Annotated in this window: 15 protein-coding genes; 9 read left to right on the top strand and 6 right to left on the bottom strand. The window is 63.3% G+C overall.

The features are described 5' to 3' along the window. Positions 1 to 18: 18 nt before the first annotated feature. From moaA to mobA, 4 genes are all read left to right on the top strand, one after another. The gene (gene moaA, locus M5J06_RS01395) at positions 19 to 1,152 is read left to right on the top strand and encodes a GTP 3',8-cyclase MoaA (RefSeq protein WP_250223783.1); all 1,134 of its coding nucleotides are present in this window, start codon (positions 19 to 21) and stop codon (positions 1,150 to 1,152) included. Between the two features lie 10 nt (positions 1,153 to 1,162). After that, a complete protein-coding gene (locus tag M5J06_RS01390) occupies positions 1,163 to 2,380 on the top strand; it encodes a molybdopterin molybdotransferase MoeA (protein ID WP_070563236.1) in 1,218 nt (405 codons plus the stop codon). A gap of 128 nt (positions 2,381 to 2,508) precedes the next feature. Further along, positions 2,509 to 2,994, top strand: coding sequence for a cyclic pyranopterin monophosphate synthase MoaC (gene moaC, locus M5J06_RS01385; protein ID WP_070563029.1), 486 nt, complete (start codon positions 2,509 to 2,511; stop codon positions 2,992 to 2,994). A gap of 5 nt (positions 2,995 to 2,999) precedes the next feature. Beyond that, complete coding sequence (gene mobA, locus M5J06_RS01380; protein ID WP_070563026.1) at positions 3,000 to 3,566, top strand: molybdenum cofactor guanylyltransferase; 567 nt, start codon at positions 3,000 to 3,002, stop codon at positions 3,564 to 3,566. Here mobA and M5J06_RS01375 read toward each other — a convergent pair. Next, complete coding sequence (locus tag M5J06_RS01375) at positions 3,553 to 4,926, bottom strand: multicopper oxidase domain-containing protein (RefSeq protein ID WP_070563023.1); 1,374 nt, start codon at positions 4,924 to 4,926, stop codon at positions 3,553 to 3,555. The genes mobA and M5J06_RS01375 overlap by 14 nt on opposite strands. Next, the gene (locus M5J06_RS01370) at positions 4,907 to 6,106 is read right to left on the bottom strand and encodes a beta-carotene 15,15'-monooxygenase (protein WP_070563019.1); all 1,200 of its coding nucleotides are present in this window, start codon (positions 6,104 to 6,106) and stop codon (positions 4,907 to 4,909) included. Before M5J06_RS01370 ends, M5J06_RS01375 begins: the two co-directional genes overlap by 20 nt. 93 nt (positions 6,107 to 6,199) lie before the next feature. On the opposite strand from M5J06_RS01370, the gene M5J06_RS01365 reads away from it, so the two are divergent. Genes M5J06_RS01365 through M5J06_RS01350 form a run of 4 tightly spaced genes read left to right on the top strand, consistent with a single transcriptional unit; the run spans position 6,200 to position 9,700 of the window. Beyond that, complete coding sequence (locus M5J06_RS01365; RefSeq protein ID WP_070563016.1) at positions 6,200 to 6,460, top strand: DUF2249 domain-containing protein; 261 nt, start codon at positions 6,200 to 6,202, stop codon at positions 6,458 to 6,460. 21 nt (positions 6,461 to 6,481) lie between these two features. Then, positions 6,482 to 7,204 (top strand): molybdate ABC transporter substrate-binding protein, encoded by a 723-nt coding sequence (gene modA / locus M5J06_RS01360; protein WP_250223782.1) that lies wholly within the window; start codon positions 6,482 to 6,484, stop codon positions 7,202 to 7,204. Positions 7,205 to 7,213: 9 nt separating this feature from the next. Continuing rightward, entirely contained in the window at positions 7,214 to 8,944 is a 1,731-nt protein-coding gene (locus tag M5J06_RS01355; protein ID WP_250223781.1) for an ATP-binding cassette domain-containing protein, read from the top strand. 57 nt (positions 8,945 to 9,001) lie between these two features. After that, entirely contained in the window at positions 9,002 to 9,700 is a 699-nt protein-coding gene (locus tag M5J06_RS01350) for a helix-turn-helix transcriptional regulator (protein ID WP_250223780.1), read from the top strand. A gap of 5 nt (positions 9,701 to 9,705) precedes the next feature. On the opposite strand, the gene thrB is transcribed toward M5J06_RS01350, so the two are convergent. From thrB to argS, 4 genes are all read right to left on the bottom strand, one after another. After that, entirely contained in the window at positions 9,706 to 10,629 is a 924-nt protein-coding gene (thrB, locus tag M5J06_RS01345) for a homoserine kinase (RefSeq protein WP_070525147.1), read from the bottom strand. A gap of 16 nt (positions 10,630 to 10,645) precedes the next feature. Next, positions 10,646 to 11,968, bottom strand: a complete 1,323-nt coding sequence (locus M5J06_RS01340) for a homoserine dehydrogenase (protein WP_070563008.1) — start codon at positions 11,966 to 11,968, stop codon at positions 10,646 to 10,648. A gap of 151 nt (positions 11,969 to 12,119) precedes the next feature. Then, positions 12,120 to 13,457 (bottom strand): diaminopimelate decarboxylase, encoded by a 1,338-nt coding sequence (gene lysA, locus M5J06_RS01335; RefSeq protein WP_250223779.1) that lies wholly within the window; start codon positions 13,455 to 13,457, stop codon positions 12,120 to 12,122. A 12-nt stretch (positions 13,458 to 13,469) separates the two neighbouring features. Further along, the gene (argS, locus tag M5J06_RS01330) at positions 13,470 to 15,131 is read right to left on the bottom strand and encodes an arginine--tRNA ligase (protein WP_250223778.1); all 1,662 of its coding nucleotides are present in this window, start codon (positions 15,129 to 15,131) and stop codon (positions 13,470 to 13,472) included. Between the two features lie 236 nt (positions 15,132 to 15,367). Between argS and M5J06_RS01325 the strand changes: the two genes are divergently transcribed. Then, positions 15,368 to 17,020 (top strand): L-lactate permease, encoded by a 1,653-nt coding sequence (locus tag M5J06_RS01325; RefSeq protein ID WP_070562998.1) that lies wholly within the window; start codon positions 15,368 to 15,370, stop codon positions 17,018 to 17,020. The last annotated feature ends 174 nt before the right edge of the window (positions 17,021 to 17,194 follow it).

Genomic DNA, 17,194 nt, shown 5'->3' with positions numbered 1-17,194 from the left:
CCGGCTAAAGTGTGGTTAATGTCTGATCGCGTCTTTCTGCCTACGCCCTCCCCGCGCGGTTCCACCCGCGGCGGTGCCGACGCAACGCCTCCGGACCTGCCGCCTGCATTAAGCGATGGTCGCCGCGACTTGCTCGACCGTTATGGACGCCAAGCGCGCGACCTTCGAGTCTCGCTGACCGATCGCTGCAACCTCCGCTGTACGTATTGCATGCCCGCCGAGGGCCTCGAGTGGATGCCCACTGCACAGACGCTCAGCGACGACGAGACCATCCGCCTCATCAGGATTGCCGTAACCCACTTGGGCATTCGCCAGGTGCGCTTTACCGGCGGCGAACCTTTGCTGCGCAAGTCGCTAGAGAAGATTATCGCCGCTACCACGCAGCTACGCACAGACGAAAAGTTGGCCCCCGCCACCGCACTGACGACCAATGGCTTGGGACTCCCCCGCCGCCTGGACGGTCTCATTGAGGCTGGACTGGACCGCGTCAACATCTCCCTAGACACCATTGATCCTGAGCTTTATGCCCGCCTCACCCGGCGCGACAGGCTTGGCGATGTCTTCGCCGCCATCGAAGCCGCCACAGCCGCCCACCGCGAAGGGCGTCTGGGCACGGTCAAAGTTAATGCCGTAGTTATGCCCGGAGTAAATGAAGAGGACATCGTCCCCTTGGCGCGCTACTGCCTCGAGCGAGGCGCGCAGCTGCGCTTCATCGAGCAGATGCCATTAGGCCCGCGCGAAGAATGGGAACGCTCCCGGATGGTCACCGCAGAAGATATTTTGGCTCGTTTGGGAGAAGAATTCGAGCTCACGCCTGTGCAGAAGCCCCGAGGCTCCGCCCCCGCCGCACTGTGGACCGCGCAAGCGCGCGATGGCTTAATACAGGTAGGCCGAATCGGCGTCATCGCATCCGTGACAAGGCCTTTCTGCGGCAATTGCGACCGCACGCGACTCACTGCGGACGGCGCTGTGCGTAATTGCTTGTTCGGCAACTCGGAGACGTCCTTGCGGGACTTGTTGCGCAGCGGCGCTAGCGACGCGGAACTCGCCGCCGCGTGGGCGGGCGAAATGTGGAAGAAGCTGCCGGGCCATGGTGTGGATGATGAAGGATTCCTCCAGCCCGATCGCCCGATGTCCGCCATCGGCGGCTAGATTGGGTGCAATGACAAGCACTGGGACTGACTTAAGCATCGAGGAGTATTTCGACCGCCTCCACGCATTGGTTCGCGTCCTGCCTGCGGAGCGCGCTCCCCTTGTACAAGGCCGCGTTCTGGCCGAGCCACTCTTCGCCCGTCTTCCCCTCCCGCCGCGGGATAATTCGGCGATGGACGGCTTCCTCATCCCAGCTCCGGCGTCACCTGATGACTTAACCACCCCATTCACGCTGCCTGTTATAGGTGATGTCCCAGCAGGCTCACCCACTCAGGTCCCGCAGCCTGGGACCGCGGTGCGAATCATGACTGGCGGGGAGGTTCCGGAGGGTTTTGATGGCCTGGTCATACCAGTAGAAAACACCGATGTTCCCCTAGGGCCCGGACCTGTGCCTGAAACCGTTACGGTGCACCACCTGCCCGACCGTAACCATATCCGGCGACGCGGTTCCCACATCGACGCCGGCCACCAACTCGCTGGATCTGCCACGCTTGTCGACGCCCCCCTTATCGCCGCCAGCCTCTCCTCCGGCGTTGACAGCGCCGTGGTTCACCGCATCCCACGAGTAACCATCATTGCCACGGGTGAGGAGCTGATCAACGGCCAGCTTTCCGATTCGAATGGGCCCATGCTCGAAGCCCTCATTTCTTCCACCGGTCTCTGCGAGATCACCCGCACGGTCTGTGGAGATTCCCCCATTGAGCTGCACCGGCGCTTCAACGCGGCCGCTGCGGATTCCGATCTCATTGTCACCACCGGCGGCGTCTCGGCCGGCGCCTTCGACGTGGTTCGCGCCGTGATTGAGGATGCCGTGGAACGCGATGATTACTGGTTCGGCCACGTCAACCAACGGCCCGGCGCGCCTCAGGGCCATGCGCTCTGGGACGGTATCCCCGTGGTGTGTTTGCCGGGCAACCCGGTGGCGGCGTTTGTCTCCGCACACCTCTACCTCACCCAACTGCTGCGCTCTCTGCGCGGACTGCCCCGCCCCGCGGGTGTCAAGGACCGGCCGTGCCTCACGGCCGTCGCCGGTGCGGACTTCCCCGAACCTCACCACCCGCTCATTCAGCCGTGCTCCATCACCATGACGGAATCCATTACCGCAAGCCCACCGCCGGGTCCGCGTATGCGCAGCCACCACGTTGCCGCCCTTCCGGGCACACACGGCTTTGCGCTGCTGACGAGTCCGGTCGCCGCCGGCGAGCAACTTACCGTCTACCCTTACTAGCTTCACAATCCACCTCCACATCCCCCACCCCTCCGATGCTGCCAAAGATCGCGCATCTGAACACCCAGATCGGTCCACTCTTCGTCAGCTAGGCTAGGTCCACGCTAGGAAAGGATCCCTGTTTAGACATGAAGTTCACTCACCTCAACGACGCCGGCTCCGCCTATATGGTGGACGTCACCGAAAAGCAGCCCACGGTACGCACCGCTACCGCCCAAGGCGAGGTCGCGTGCTCACCAGAAGTTCTCACCGCGCTGCGGGAGGGAACCGTGCCTAAGGGGGACGTGCTTGCGGTTGCGCGTGTGGCTGGCATCGCGGCGGCCAAGAAGGTTCCCGATCTCCTTCCGTTGGCCCACACCATTGGGGTGCATGGCTGTGCGGTGGACATTGAGCTGCGTGAAGACCACGTCTTCATCGAAGCCACAGTGCGCACCGCTGACCGCACCGGTGTGGAAATGGAGGCGCTCACCGCGGTGAACATCGCCGCCTTGGCGGTCATTGACATGGTCAAAGGCGTCGACCGCTCCGCCTATATCCGGCGCTGCGGCATCACCGCGAAGTCCGGGGGCCGCTCCGGTGATTGGTCCCGCGAGCTGCCCGGAACGAAAGGTTAAGCAAAGTGCCAGGTGTCATTGTTTTGGCCGGCGGGCGCGGCCAGCGCATGGGAGGCGTGGACAAGGCTAGCGTGAGGCTTGCCGGTGAACGCCTCATCGACCGGCTACTGCGCCAGCTTCCTTATGGCGCGCCGGTAGCGGTTGTCTCGCCCTATCGTTTGGGCATGCCCCAGGTGTGCGAAAGCCCCCTCTTCGGCGGGCCAGCTGCAGGTATCGCCGCGGGCCACGCCGCACTGGCTGGTGACGCGAGGACTACCACAGCAATCTTTGCCGTCGATGCCCCGGATTCCCCGCAGGTACTGCCCGCCCTCCACAAGTCTCTGGCTAGCTCGGGCGCGGATGTCGCTGTGGCTACCCTCGACGGGAGCCTACAACCGCTGTGTGCGCTGTGGCGCACTAAGGCCCTCACCCGCGCGCTGGAGGAGCTCGGAGATCCACGCAACAAGCCGGCCATGCACTTACTGAGGCTCGCGGGCACCATCGCCGAGGTCGAGGCAACGCACGCAGTACGCGATATCGACACCTTGGACGAATTACGTCTACGGCGCGAGCGCCTTGCTACTCAACGATAATCTGGCCGTGCTGGCCCTTCTCCGCGTTCGTCATGAGGTGGTTGACAAAAGAGTAGGTGCCCGGCTCGTTGAAGGTCATCTCCACGAATCCGCCCTGGGCAGGTAGAAGGTCGAGCGCCTGGGATCCGGAATCCTTCGCGCCCTTAATCAGGTAGGCGCCTTCCTTGTACACGGTGTCGAATTGCTCGCCCACGACGTGGAAGCTCAACGGCAGATCCGGGCCGAGGTTGACCACCCAGATGCGCACGGTATCGCCCACCTTGGCGCGCAGCGGAGCAACATCATACTGGTTGGGATAGTAATTGAAGGCCGTGAGGTCATAGTCGCCGTCGCTGACGCGCTGCGCGTTAGCGCCCTCAGCTTCCTTACCCGCAGAGGCTAGAAAGACCTCGTTCGCCGTCATGACGTACTCCGCATCGACGTCTGCCAGCGCGTCCTCCCCGCGAGGATCGATGATGACCGCTCCCGCCATGCCGTTGGCAATGTGCAGGCTCATCGGCATGGTCGAGCAGTGATACATCCAGATACCCGCCCTATGTGCCACGAATTCATAGGTCAGCGATTCACCCGGCTGGATCGTCTTCATGTTCTCATCCGGGTTGACCTCACCCGCGTGAAAGTCCACCGAGTGCCCCATCGAGCCCTCGTTTTTGATGGTGATGCGGAATCTATCCCCCACCTTGCCGCGCAAGGTCGGCCCGGGTGCTTGCCCGTTGAAAAGCCACCGGGTTTGGCGCACGCCTGGGGCAACCTCGACTTCTTCCTCGGTCATCACCCACGTTTCCTCATGGAGGTCCCCTTCGGCGGGGGCAAGGGAGGCATCAAAAGCCTTAAAGTTCTCGCGGGCTGCCATGCGCTCGGCAGCCGAGGGTACCGTCGCCGGGGCACCTGCGGAGCCCGTGCTTGCCGACGCCCCCGCGTGATCATTTTCGCCGGAGGCTGACTCCCCGACGTTAACCATGAACGTCATGCCCTGCATCTTGTGCCCGGCGATCGTGCAATAGCCCTCCACGGACTCCTCGATGATTCCAGCATCGAGCTGCACCGTCTCGCCCGGTTCCACCCGGCCCGTCTCCTCGCGCCCAATCTTCAGGTCATGAACTTGGTCACCGGTGTTGGTGAAATTCACTACGAGGTGGCTGCCCGCTGCCACGTTAATGGAGGACGGGACAAAAGCCATGCCGTCCACGGAGACGTCAACAGTCACGGCGTCGGCGGATGCCACCGTAGCTGGGTCCTGCTTGCCTGTGGTCGAGTTGAACACAGCCAGTCCAATGACAGCGAGGAGCGCGACGATGATGATGAGCCAGGACGCCCACTTCTTTTCGGAATGCTCCTTCTTAACGGGCACGCTTGACATGAACTTCTCCTTGAGATGATGCGACGGCCCATGCCAGGGCCGCACTATTGGCGATGAGTCCAAGCCCCATCATGATAAGCCCGACCACAGACACACCGGCAATGCCGAGGAGGCTGAGCACACCGCCCACGTTAATGAGCGCCACGCGCAGGAACCCAGCAACATGCCCGTGCGCGGGACGGGCCGCACCCGCCAGGATGGGCAGCATGTGATGGAGCACCCCGGTGACCAGCTGCAGCAGGCCGGCGCCAAGAAACACCGGCATGAGCAGTAACGTCACCGCGCGTGGGTAGGCCCCTGCGATGGTGGCTGCGGCGTCACCAGCGCAGAGAGCCACCATCCACACCAGCCCCGCCATCGCGGACACACTAGCCGTGGTCTTCTCGCCACCAAGCGCGCCGGCCAGCACTGGCTGGATGATGAGCACGGCAGCAAGCACGGTGAGCAGCTGCGCCATGCCGGCGGCGCGGGTGAGCCCGGAGGCGTCGGCAAGCATGGCCACCCCCAGCCCCACGCAATGCACGGTCAAAGCCCGGCTGCACCGCGCCCGCGCAACCGCTGAGATTGGGGTTCGGGTCAACGTGGGCAACAGCGTGATGACCGTGCCCAGGATGGTAAGCAGGCCGAAGCCCCACACCATCCCGCGTGAGTGCGCGGCCACCAACAGCGAGTAATTCCCTACCCCGTGCGCAGCCAGAATGACCAGTAGCACCGAGAACACCATGAAGCAGGCCGCCGCCAGATAAAAAGGCACGGTCACGGCGAAAGAACCAGACAAAGAGCCCCGGAGCGTGGTCCACAGCGCCCACAGGTGCCACGCAACGGCAACGATGACCAGTGCGGAGCCGCTATCTGAGAGCACGCCCCAGTCATAGCCCGCGCGATCAACAAGGAGAAGAACCAGCCCCACCTGAACCAGGCCTACCCGCGCGCCCACCCCGCGGAAACCGGCGGCCGGAGTGCGGGTGAGCGCCTCCGTGAAGTGGGTACTGAATACGAGGATCGCGGTGGTCAGCGCGCCGAGGGTAAATGGGTGGATGAGGTCCCACCACACGACGGGTGCTCCCCAAAAACTTGCCACGGTGATTCCCACGCCGACCGTGATCCAGAGCGCGACGAGACTAAAGGCAAGGGTGTGCCAGCGCCGGCGCGAAGCCAGGGAGACATCACGCAGAGACATATCTGACATACTTATTTGCACGGATATAATCGTAGTAAATTAGTTGCACGGGCAGCAACGCCCGCCGCCCTAGAACTCGAAAGGAATCCATCAATGAACTTGCCGCTTGTCGACACTTCCAAGGGCCGCGACATTCCCACCCTTAACGCGTCCGAAATCCCTCATGCAGTGCGCCACGGCGCCATCCATGGAGCCCTGGGCACCCTCAACGTGGGCGAATCCATGATTCTCATTGCTCCACACGACCCGCTTCCGTTGCTCACAGAGGTGGACCAGCGCGAAGAATCCTTCGACCGTGAATACCTCAAGAAGGAACCAAAGGAAGTTCACATTAAATTCACGCGAACCGCGTAGAGGAGCCGTAAGGTACTAAGCATGCGCCTTCTCAAAATTGCTGTCCCCGCTCTCGCCGCCGCACTGACTATCGCCGGCTGCACCTCCAGCTCCGATGAACCGTTGCAGGTTTTCGCCGCGTCCTCCACGCGCGTGCTTAATGACGACCTCTCCGGCGCAGCCGAAACCCCGCTGGCGTTTAACAACGGCGGCTCGTCCGCCCTAGTTCAGCAAATCAATGAAGGCGCTCCCGCGGATCTGCTCCTCACGGCTTCCCGGGAGACCATGGATGATGCGACTGCTCAGGGCACCGTCGACACCCCCGTGACCCTAGCCAGCAACGTTATGGTCATGGTGGTGCCGAAGGGCAATCCCTTGGGACTGCGCTCCGCAGCCGACCTGGATCCCTCGGCACGCCTCGTGCTCTGCGACCCAAGCGTGCCCTGCGGTGCCATCTCTACGCGCATCATGGAGGCCAACGGCTGGGACCTGCACGCTTCCTCCCTGGAGGGACAGGTAGCTGACGTCCTGGGTAAGGTCGCCTCCGGTGAGGCGGACGCCGGATGGGTCTATTCCACCGATGCCGCTGCTAGTGAGGACGTCGAGGCCATCCCGCTGGACCACGCGGAAGACTTCCGCAATGAGATCATGGGCGCGGTGGTAACTGATTCACCCCGGCACGACGAAGCCCAGGATGTCCTCAACCTCCTCGATTCGGATTTTGACAGCACCTGGGAAAAATACGGTTTCACCCCGGTGGACTAAGTGTCACGCGTGATTTTGCGCGAACAGCGCCCGCGGACAACGTGGCCGGTCATCGCCGCCGGCGTGCTCGCTGCGGTCTACATCCTTGCCCCGGTGCTCACCCTCGGGCTGCGAGTGCCCTGGCCGAACCTCGCCGACACGCTGAGCGCTCCGGCGACCCATGACCTCCTCCGCGTCAGCCTTTCCGCGGCGGCGTTGTCTACCTTGCTATCCACAATCCTGGGCACCTGTCTGGCTCTGTGGCTCCAGCAGCTACGCCGCGTGTCTCACCTTGTGCGTCTGGTGGTCTATCTCCCTTTGGCCATGCCTCCCGTGGTGGGCGGGTTGGCACTCACCGCGCTGCTCGGGCGCCGCGGACTGCTTGGTCCGGTTTTGGAGCAGGCTGGGCTGCACGTGTCTTTCGCCTTTCCCGGTGTTGTGGCAGCTCACTTATTCGTCACCCTGCCCTTCGTGGTGGTGGCGGTAGATTCTGCGCTGCGGCAGCTCGACCCCGAGGTCGTGGCCAGCGCGCGGGGCATTGGCCTGAGCCCCAGCACCATTCTTCGGCGCATCATCCTGCCCGCAATCCTCCCTGCCGTGTTCACCGGCGGTGCTCTTGCGTTCGCCCGCTCACTGGGTGAGTTCGGAACGACGATCACCTTCGCCGGATCCCTGCCCGGTTCTACTCGGACCATGCCCAGCGGCATTTACCTTGAGCGTGAGGTCAGCGCGGACAATGCCTATGCGCTGTCGGCCGTATTGATCGGGATAGCCATCCTCACGCTCACCGCCGCCGGAATACCCCTGCTGCTGCGCCGCCGCCGCGAGCAAGCTGTGCGCGCTTTGCAGCCGATGGACACGGCTAAGCTCCGCACGATGACCTCCCCGCAGGACTCTCCCCGCGATCTCTTAGCCACGGTCGGCGACACCACCACGACGTTCCGTGGCGGGCGCGTGACTGCAGTGGTTGGCCCCAACGGCGCGGGAAAGACCACGTTGATGCGTTTCATTAGCGGGCGCTTACAGGGAGCCCAGACAGATGCCGAGCGTGTGGTCATGCTCTCCCAAGACCCCGGGCTGCCTCCCACCGCCACAGTGGAACAAGCTTTGACCATGGTGACCAAGGATGGACAAAGCACCCGGCAGTTGCTCAACGCAGCCGGATTGCAGGAGCTGGGCCATGTTTCCGAGCTTTCCGGCGGGCAGGCCGCGCAGGTTGCCCTCCTGCGCGCGCTTGCGGCGCGCCCGGAGGTCCTGGTCGTGGACGAGCCTTTTGCCGCCATGGACGTCGAATCCGCCGCCCGGTGGCGCCACCTGTTGCGCCTCTCGGCGGCCGACCGCACCACCATCATTGTCACCCACAACCGCGTGGACCTCACCACGCTGGCAGACGACATCGCTGTAATGGAAGCCGGCGAGGTCATCTCCCAAGGACCCGTGTCCCTGCTATTGGAGCAGCCCACCACTCATTTCATGGCAGAGCTATCAGGCGTTAATCTGCTACGAGGTAGCCTCCGCGATGGAGTGTTCACTCCTGCTCGCAGCGGTGACCACTGGGCGGCCTTCCCCCACAGCGCTCTGCGCTTCGACCCTGCCGGGGCACTGAGCGCCACAATTCTTGCTGACTTAGGCAGCTCAACCCTGGTAGAGATCGATGGCCAACGGGTGACTCTAGACCAACCGGCACACAGCAAGGCCCCCGGTGAGGTTGTGCCTGTGTTCCTCGATTCCGCTGCTTTAAGGCTTTATGCACTGAAATAGGGAAGAGCTGCGAGCAGATGTAAGATCCTCGTAGCATTGTCCAAGGAGAGGCCGTTTATGTCTACGTCATCTGCGCATAGCCCGCGCTCGTCTACTGAGCTTTTTCCCGACACGATGAAGCTCTCCCCCAAGCAGAGCGAGGTTCTCTCAACCCTGCAGACATTCCCGCAAGGAGCACGCGCCGCCGAGATCGCACAGGAACTGGGGATGCACGTCAACACCGCGCGCGGCCACCTAGATGAGCTCGTTAACGCCGGCGCGGTACGTGTAGTCACCGCCCCAGCGCACGGGCGCGGGCGCCCCTCCCTGATCTTCCAAGTACGTGTACCCGATAACCGTTCGGTGGCGGAGGAATACGTCACGCTAATTAGCGTCTTAGTCGCAGCGCTGGCGGATAAAGACCAGCTCAATGACTTTTCATCCGAGCAAGCGCGAGAGATCGGCCGCGCGTGGGCTAAAGCCACGGCGAACAGCCGCGGTGCTGAGGCGCTGGCACCTCTCTACCAGACGATGCGCGATATGGGCTTTGACCCGGTAACTTCGGTGGAGCAATTCGCCGAAGAAGGCCGCACCACAGTGCAACTCCACGCCTGCCCGTTCGTCACGGCCGGAATTCAGCCCTCCCCCTTCGTCTGCGCCATCCATGATGGCTACCTAGATCAAGCGGCTGCCGATTCCGGCGGGCGGCTTAGCCTGAAGCTCATTCCTAAAGCCGGAAACGGCGTGTGCCGAATCGATGTGGAAAAGAGCAGCTAGCTAGGCTAACCGCGCTCGACGGAGACCGGCCCGGCGACCTCCAGCTCCAGCACGCGCAGGTTCTGCCCGCGGGCATCATCGAGGATCTCCTCCTCGATGGGCTCGGTGTGCAGGACCATGACGGTGGGGCCAGCGCCGGAGAGATAGGCGGCGTAGCCGCGGTTGCGCAAGCGGTTCACCCACTCCGCGGTGACCGGCAGGACATCAGCGCGATAGGGCTGGTGCAGGCGGTCGCGGGTACCCTCCCACAGCAGGTCCGGGTAGGTGGTCAGCGCCGCCACGTTTACTGCAGTGCGGGAGACGTTGAAGGCGGCATCGGCATGCGTGACGTGCGAGGGCAGCACGCGGCGCACGGCCTGCGTCGACGCATGGAAATCCGGTACCAAGGCCGTGGCCTTAATGCTCGGGTGCACGTCCAAGGTGGCGGCACGGTACTCCGGCAGCGAGCGGCCGTCGACAGGCACGGTGGTCCAGGACACCACGGCATTGCCCAACACAGAGGCAGCGGCGTTATCCGGGTGTCCCTCGAAAGCCGAGGAGAGCTGAACGACCTGCTGTTCCGAAAGCGGGAATCCCGCCAGGCCATTGCCCGCGGCCACGCCGGCCACCGCGGCGGACGCCGAGGAGCCCAGGCCACGGGACTGCGGGATGTTGTTCGTGCACACCACGCGCAGGCCGGAAACCTCCACGTCGGCAGCCTTCAGCGCTGAGCGGATGGCCTTGACAACGAGGTGGGATCCGTCGCGGGGCAGCTCGTCTGCGCCCTCGCCGAAAATCTCCACCTCCAGGCCGGAGCGGGTGACTTCCACCTCCACGGTGTCGTAGAGACTCAGCGCAATACCCAGGGTGTCGTAGCCCGGGCCCAGGTTGGCCGAGGATGCCGGAACCTGGACAGTGACCTTGGTGCCTACTTCGATATCGATACTCATTGTTCTCTCTGAGTCCCTATACGCCCAGGCGAATGACGGAGTGAACGGCCTTAACCTCATCGAGCTCGCCGAGGGCGGCGACGATATCTTCGAGCACCGCTTCCTTCGCCGCGTGGGTCACCACGATGAGGCGAGCGGTGGCATCGCCGTCCTCCTGGCGCACGGTGCGCAGGGAGACCCCGTGGCGGGCAAAGACACCGGAGATGGCAGAAAGCACGCCGGTGCGGTCTTCAACTTCCATGTCGATGTGATAACGAGTTTCCACTTCTCCGAACTCCGCAATAGGTAGGTTGGCGTAGGTGTTCTCCCCCGGCGCTTGGCCGCCGTGGACAATGTTGCGTGCGGCGCCGATGACGTCACCCAGCACAGCCGAAGCCGTCGGGTTGCCGCCGGCACCGTTGCCGTAGAACATCAGGGAACCGGCGGCCTCCGCCTCGACGAAGATGGCATTGTAGGACTGGCTAACCGACGCCAACGGGTGATCCTTCGGGACCAAAGTCGGGTGCACGCGGGCATTGACGGATTCCTCACCGGTCTCCTCATCAACCAAGCGCTCACAAATAGCGAGCAGCTTGATGGAATAACCGGCTTGGTTGGCAGCCTTAATATCATCGGCGGTGATCTTGGAAATGCCCTCGCAATAGACGTCGTTGAAGGTCAGGCGGGTGTAGAACCCCAGGGAAGCCAGGATGGCGGCCTTGGAGGCGGCGTCGTGGCCCTCCACGTCCGCGGTGGGATCGGCTTCGGCGTAGCCCAGACGGGTGGCCTCAGCCAGCGCGTCCTCGTAGGAGGCGCCGGTGGTCTCCATGGCGTCCAAGATAAAGTTGGTGGTTCCGTTGACGATTCCGGAGATGCGCTGGATCTTGTCACCGGCCAGGGAACGGCGCAGCATGCCGACGACCGGGATGGCAGCAGCCACGGCGGCCTCGAAATAGAGGTCGACGTCAGCGCGCTCAGCAGCCTCCGCCAGCTCATCCGCGTGCGCGGCCACGAGGGCCTTGTTAGCGGTGACCACGGATTTACCGGCATTAAGGGCGGCAAGGACGAGCTCGCGCGGGAAGTCAATGCCGCCGATAACCTCGACGACGAGATCGATATCATCGCGCAGGACGAGCGCCTTGGCGTCGTCCGTCAGCAGCTCCTTCGGCACGCCCGGACGAAGCTTGTTCTTGTTGTGCACGGCTACGCCGCGGATCTCCACCGGGCCGCCGATGCGGTGCGCAAAAGCGTCCGCATTCTCCTGCACGAGGCGGAAAACCTCGGCGCCTACGGTGCCAAACCCAAGCAGCGCAATACCTACTGGTTCGCCTTCGGGCTTCTTGCTACGGTTCGTCGTCATGGTGTCCCTTTGTTGATGTTGCGTTTGATTCTTACGTGCTAGCCCATCACTATACAGAACGAGCTGTCTATTTCTATACAAAATGGCCGGCACTGGGCGCGACCGGCCATGTCATAGTGAATAAAATACGGTGAGCTGTGACAACGCCGCGCTAATCGACGTCCAACGCCAGCAAGTCCTCCACCGTCTCCCGGCGCAGCATGAGCTGGGCCTTGCCGTCGCGCACGGACACGACCGCCGGGCGCAGAGCACCGTTATAGCGCGAGGCCATCATGTACTGATAGGCGCCGGTGGTGGCGAAGGCGAGGAGATCACCGGTGGTGATATCCGAGGGGAAACGGCGCTCGTTGACCAGAATGTCACCGGACTCGCAGTGGAAGCCCACGATGCGCGAATCCACGGGCTCGCCCCGGGTGCGGCGGTTGACCACGCGGACGTCGTACTCGGAGCCATAGAGGGCTGGGCGGATGTTATCGGACATGCCGCCGTCCACGGAGAGGTAGCGGCGCATCGGCAGATCCGCCTTGCCGGTTTCTACATCCTTGACCGTGCCCACGCGGTACACGGTGACCGCGGAAGCACCCACCAGGGAGCGGCCTGGTTCCACCAGTACGAAGGGTGGCGTGATGTCGAGCTCGGTGGCGGTGCGCTCCACGGCGTCGAGCAGATCCTTGGCCAGCGTGGCGACGTCGAGCGCTTCCTCGTATTCCATATAGGGAATGCCGAAGCCGCCGCCCAAGTCCAGCTCCTCGAGGGCTACGCCGAGCTCGGAGTGGATGCGCTTGTACAGGCTGAGCACGCGCTCGGCGGCCAGCTTGAAACCATCAGCATTAAACACCGAAGAACCCACGTGGCAATGCAGGCCCACGAGCTTAAGGTTGGCGGATTCCAGCACCTTCTGTGCGGCATTGAAGGCTGCACCGGTGGACAGGGAAATGCCGAACTTTTGGTCCTCATGAGCCGTGGCGATGAACTCGTGGGTATGCGCATCCACGCCGGGCTTCACGCGGATCATCACCGGCTGGACGCGGCCGGCGGATGCCGCGATGCTGTTGAGGCGCGAGAGTTCCTCCTCGTTGTCGAGGACGACGTGCCCGATACCGTTGTCCACGCACAGCTGCAGGTACTCGTCTTCCTTGTTGTTGCCGTGGGCGGTCATGCGCTCCGCCGGGAAGCCTGCGGCCAGCGCCAGTTTGGCCTCGTTGAGGGAGGCCACGTCGAGGCACAAGCCCTCCTCGTCAACCCAGCGCACGATGCGCTTGGTAATGAAGGCCTTGGAGGCATAGTGCACGTGGTCGGGCCCGCCGAAGGCTTGGGCCATATCCCGACAGCGCGAGCGGAAGTCCTGCTCGTCGAAGACATAGAGCGGGGTGCCGTATTCTGCAACCAGCTCGGTCAGGGAGACACCGCCAATCGATACCACTCCGTTAGCGTCCCGTGCGGCGTTGCGCGGCCACACGTGGGCCGGAAGAGAATTGAAATCAGTCATCGATACCTTTTCTTACATCTTCTCCGGCGCGCTGACCCCGACCATGGTCAAGGCATTCGCCATGACCTGGCGGGTGGCTGCAGCCAGGGCAAGGCGTGCGGAGTGGATCGGCTCGGTCTCTTCGCCTGCCTTCGGCAGCACCTGGCACTGGTCATAGAAACGGTGGAACACGGCAGCGAGCTCCTCGGCATAACGCGCGATGCGGTGCGGTTCACGCAGCGTGGCGGCGGTGGCCACAACCTCGGGGAACTCGCCCAGGGTGCGGATAAGGTCGCCTTCCTTGTCGTGGGTGAGGAGGTCGAGGGGGGCGTCGCCAAGCGCGGCAGTGTCGAAGCCCAGGTCCGTGGCCTTGCGCAGGATCGAGCAGATGCGGGCGTGGCCATACTGCACGTAGTAGACCGGGTTATCGGACGACTGGGAGGCCCACAGGCCCAAGTCAATGTCCAGGCTGGAGTCCACGGAGGAGCGCACCAGCGAGTAGCGCGCGCCGTCGACGCCGATGGCCTCGACGAGGTCATCCAAGGTGATAACGGTACCCGCGCGCTTGGACATCTTGACCGCCTTACCGTCGCGGACCAGATTCACCATCTGGCCGATGAGCACCTCAACGGCCTCCGGGTCATAACCCAAAGCCTGGGCCGAGGCGCGCAGGCGGGCGATGTAACCGTGGTGGTCAGCGCCGAGCATGTAGATGGCCAGGTCGTGGCCACGGTCGAATTTATCGGCCACATAAGCGATGTCGCCGGCGATGTAGGCAGCATTGCCATCGGACTTGATGACCACGCGGTCCTTATCGTCGCCGTATTCGGTGGACTTCAGCCACCACGCCCCCTCGGCTTCGTAGAGTTTGCCGTTGTCCTTGAGCGTCTGGATAGCCTTCTCCACGGCACCGGATTCGAAGAGGGAATTCTCGTGGAAGTACACGTCGAAGTCCACGCCGAATTCGTGGAGGGATTCCTTGATCTGGGCAAACATCATCTCCACGCCGTCAGCGCGGAAGTTCTCCTGGACCTCGGCATCGCTGCCCTCGAGAGCCTGCGGGTTCTTCTCCACTACCGCCTGCGCGATGTCCTTAATGTAGTCGCCGCCGTAGCCATCCTCCGGGGTGGGCTCGCCCTTGGCCGCGGCCACGAGGGAGCGAGCAAAACGGTCGATCTGTCCGCCGTGATCATTGAAGTAGTACTCGCGGGTCACGTCCGCGCCGGAGGCCTCGAGCACGCGGCCGAGTGAGTCCCCCACGGCGGCCCAACGGGTACCACCCAGGTGGATGGGACCAGTCGGGTTCGCGGAGACGAACTCCAGGTTGATCTTCTTGCCCTGGTAGGTGGAATTGCTGCCGAACTCTGAGCCGGCGTTAAGAACCTGCGCCACGATGGCACCTTGTGCGGCGGCAGCGAGGCGAATGTTGAGGAATCCCGGGCCCGCGATGGAGGCCTCATCGATGGCGTCGTTGCCTGCAAGGGCGTCGGCAAGCCACTGCGCCAACTCGCGCGGCTGGGCGCCAGCCTTCTTAGCCACCTGGAGGGCCAGGTTGGTGGCGTAATCGCCGTGCTCCGGGTTGCGCGGGCGCTCCACGGTCACGGTCTCTGGCAGGACTGAGGCGTCCAGCTCATGCTCGGTGAGCACGGCGGCAGCGGTGTTCTTGATCAGGACAGAAAGATCTTCAGGATTCATAGGGCCAAAGTCTATCGTCCCCGCCGCTGGGAGGCACTATCAGGTCGCGGACGTTAGCAAGGTCACCCACCCCCGTAGTCTGAATCCGGCGACACAAGCACTCGCATGGTTTTACCCTAAACTTGATATCTGAACCGATTTATTCTTTCGCCTCTCTCGCCCGGCCGAAACTTGTGGTGCCACACCGCGGGGACCACCGCAGGGACGCCGGCGGGACTCAACCTGAAGTGAGCGTTATGTCTACATTCACAATCACCACCGACGCCATAGCTGGCAACGTGGGGCTTACCGCGCTGGTGTCCACGCTGCCGCTCATCGCGTTCTTCATCATGCTCCTGGGGATCAAGGCCCGCGCCCACACCTCGGGTGCGGTAGCGCTTCTCGTAGCGGTTCTCATCGCCATTTTCGGCATGGGCATGCCAACCGGCATGGCTTTGTCCTCCGCGGTGCGCGGCGGGCTCTTCGGCCTCTTCCCCATCGTCTGGGTGATCATCACCGCCATCTGGTTCTACGAAGTGACCGTGGCTTCCGGACGATTCAATGACCTGCGCAAGACCTTTGACTTGCTGGGCGATGGCGATATCCGCATCCAGGCCATCCTCATCGCCTTCTGCTTCGGCGGCCTGCTGGAGGCCCTCGCCGGCTTCGGCGCCCCCGTGGCGATTACGGCGACCATGATCCTGGCCTTGGGTGTTAAGCCGCTCAAGGCGGCCACCACGGTGCTCATTGCCAACACCGCGCCCGTGGCCTTCGGCGCGGTGGGCATCCCAGTCACCACCGCGGGCTCGGTCGGCGGGCGCACCGCCGAGCAGACCGCTGACATCGCCGCGTTGATTTCCCTCCAGGTCCTGCTCATTGCCGCCGTCGTGCCTTTCTTCATCCTCTTTATCCTTGACGGCATGCGCGGTGTTAAGGAGGCCGGCCCCGCCGCGGCCGTCATCGGCATCTCCTTCGCCATTGCCCAGTGGGCCGCGGCTACCTTCTTCGCCTACCAGCTCACCAACGTCGTGGCCTGCATCGTCTCCCTCGGCGCGGGCTTCATCTTCCTGCGTGTGTGGAAGCCCAAGGGTGTCGACAGCCTGCGCGAGCGCATGGAGCTGCCCGCCCAGGAGGAGGTCACGGATCTCAACAGCAGCCGCATTTGGATGGCCCTGCTGCCCTATGCCGTGGTCACCGCTGTCTTCGCCATCGCCACCGCATGGCCGGCCATCTTCGGCTTCCTCCAGGTCAACGTTGCCTGGCCGCTTCTCGACGGCACCGTCTTCGACGCCGAAGGCCACGCCATGGACACCGCCTTCACGTTCAACGTGCTGGGCAACCCGGGAACCCTACTGCTGATTTCCGGCATCATCGTGGCCCTTATCTACATGACCTTCAACGAGAACGGCCGCTACAAGCTGGACGCCTCCGCGCCGCTGACCAAGTTCGGCGAGGTTGTCTCCCGCATGAAGTTCTCCGCGCTGACCATCATCCTGGTCCTCGCACTGGCCTACACCATGAACTACTCCGGCCAAACCATCTCCATCGGCCAGTTCGTGGCTTCTGTCGGCGGCATCTTCGCGCTCTTCTCCCCCGTCCTGGGCTGGATCGGCACCGCCGTCACCGGCTCGGATACCTCCGCCAACGCACTCTTTGCCAACCTGCAGGTCACCGCCGCCGAGCGCATCGGCGTCAATCCGGACCTCATGCTGGCCGCCAATACCTCCGGTGGCGTTGTGGGCAAGATGATCTCCCCGCAGTCACTGGCCATCGCCGCCACCGCCGTGCAGATGGAGGGCGAGGAATCCCGCATCTTCAAGGCGGTCGTGGGCTACTCCGTGGCCTTCCTCGCCGTCGTGTGCGTCATCGTCTTCCTCATGACCAACGTGCTGGGCTTCTTGGTCCCCTAAAAGGGTTTAGCCATAAAGTTCTACACCACTAACTACCCCCAGATTCGGGCGTCTTCATCGCCCAGTCTGGGGGTTGCCTCATATCGGCCGCGACCGCTGCGACCATCACCGCACGTTAGGAATTTCACAACATTAGTGTTGCGATAAAAAGCCAGGTAGGAGGGGTAATCCTGT

This window comes from Corynebacterium intestinale, from assembly GCF_023574125.1.
In the GTDB taxonomy this organism is placed as follows: Bacteria; Actinomycetota; Actinomycetes; order Mycobacteriales; family Mycobacteriaceae; genus Corynebacterium; species Corynebacterium hesseae.
The sequence above is the reverse complement of the archived record's forward strand: the minus strand, read 5'-3'. Positions and strand labels throughout refer to the sequence as shown.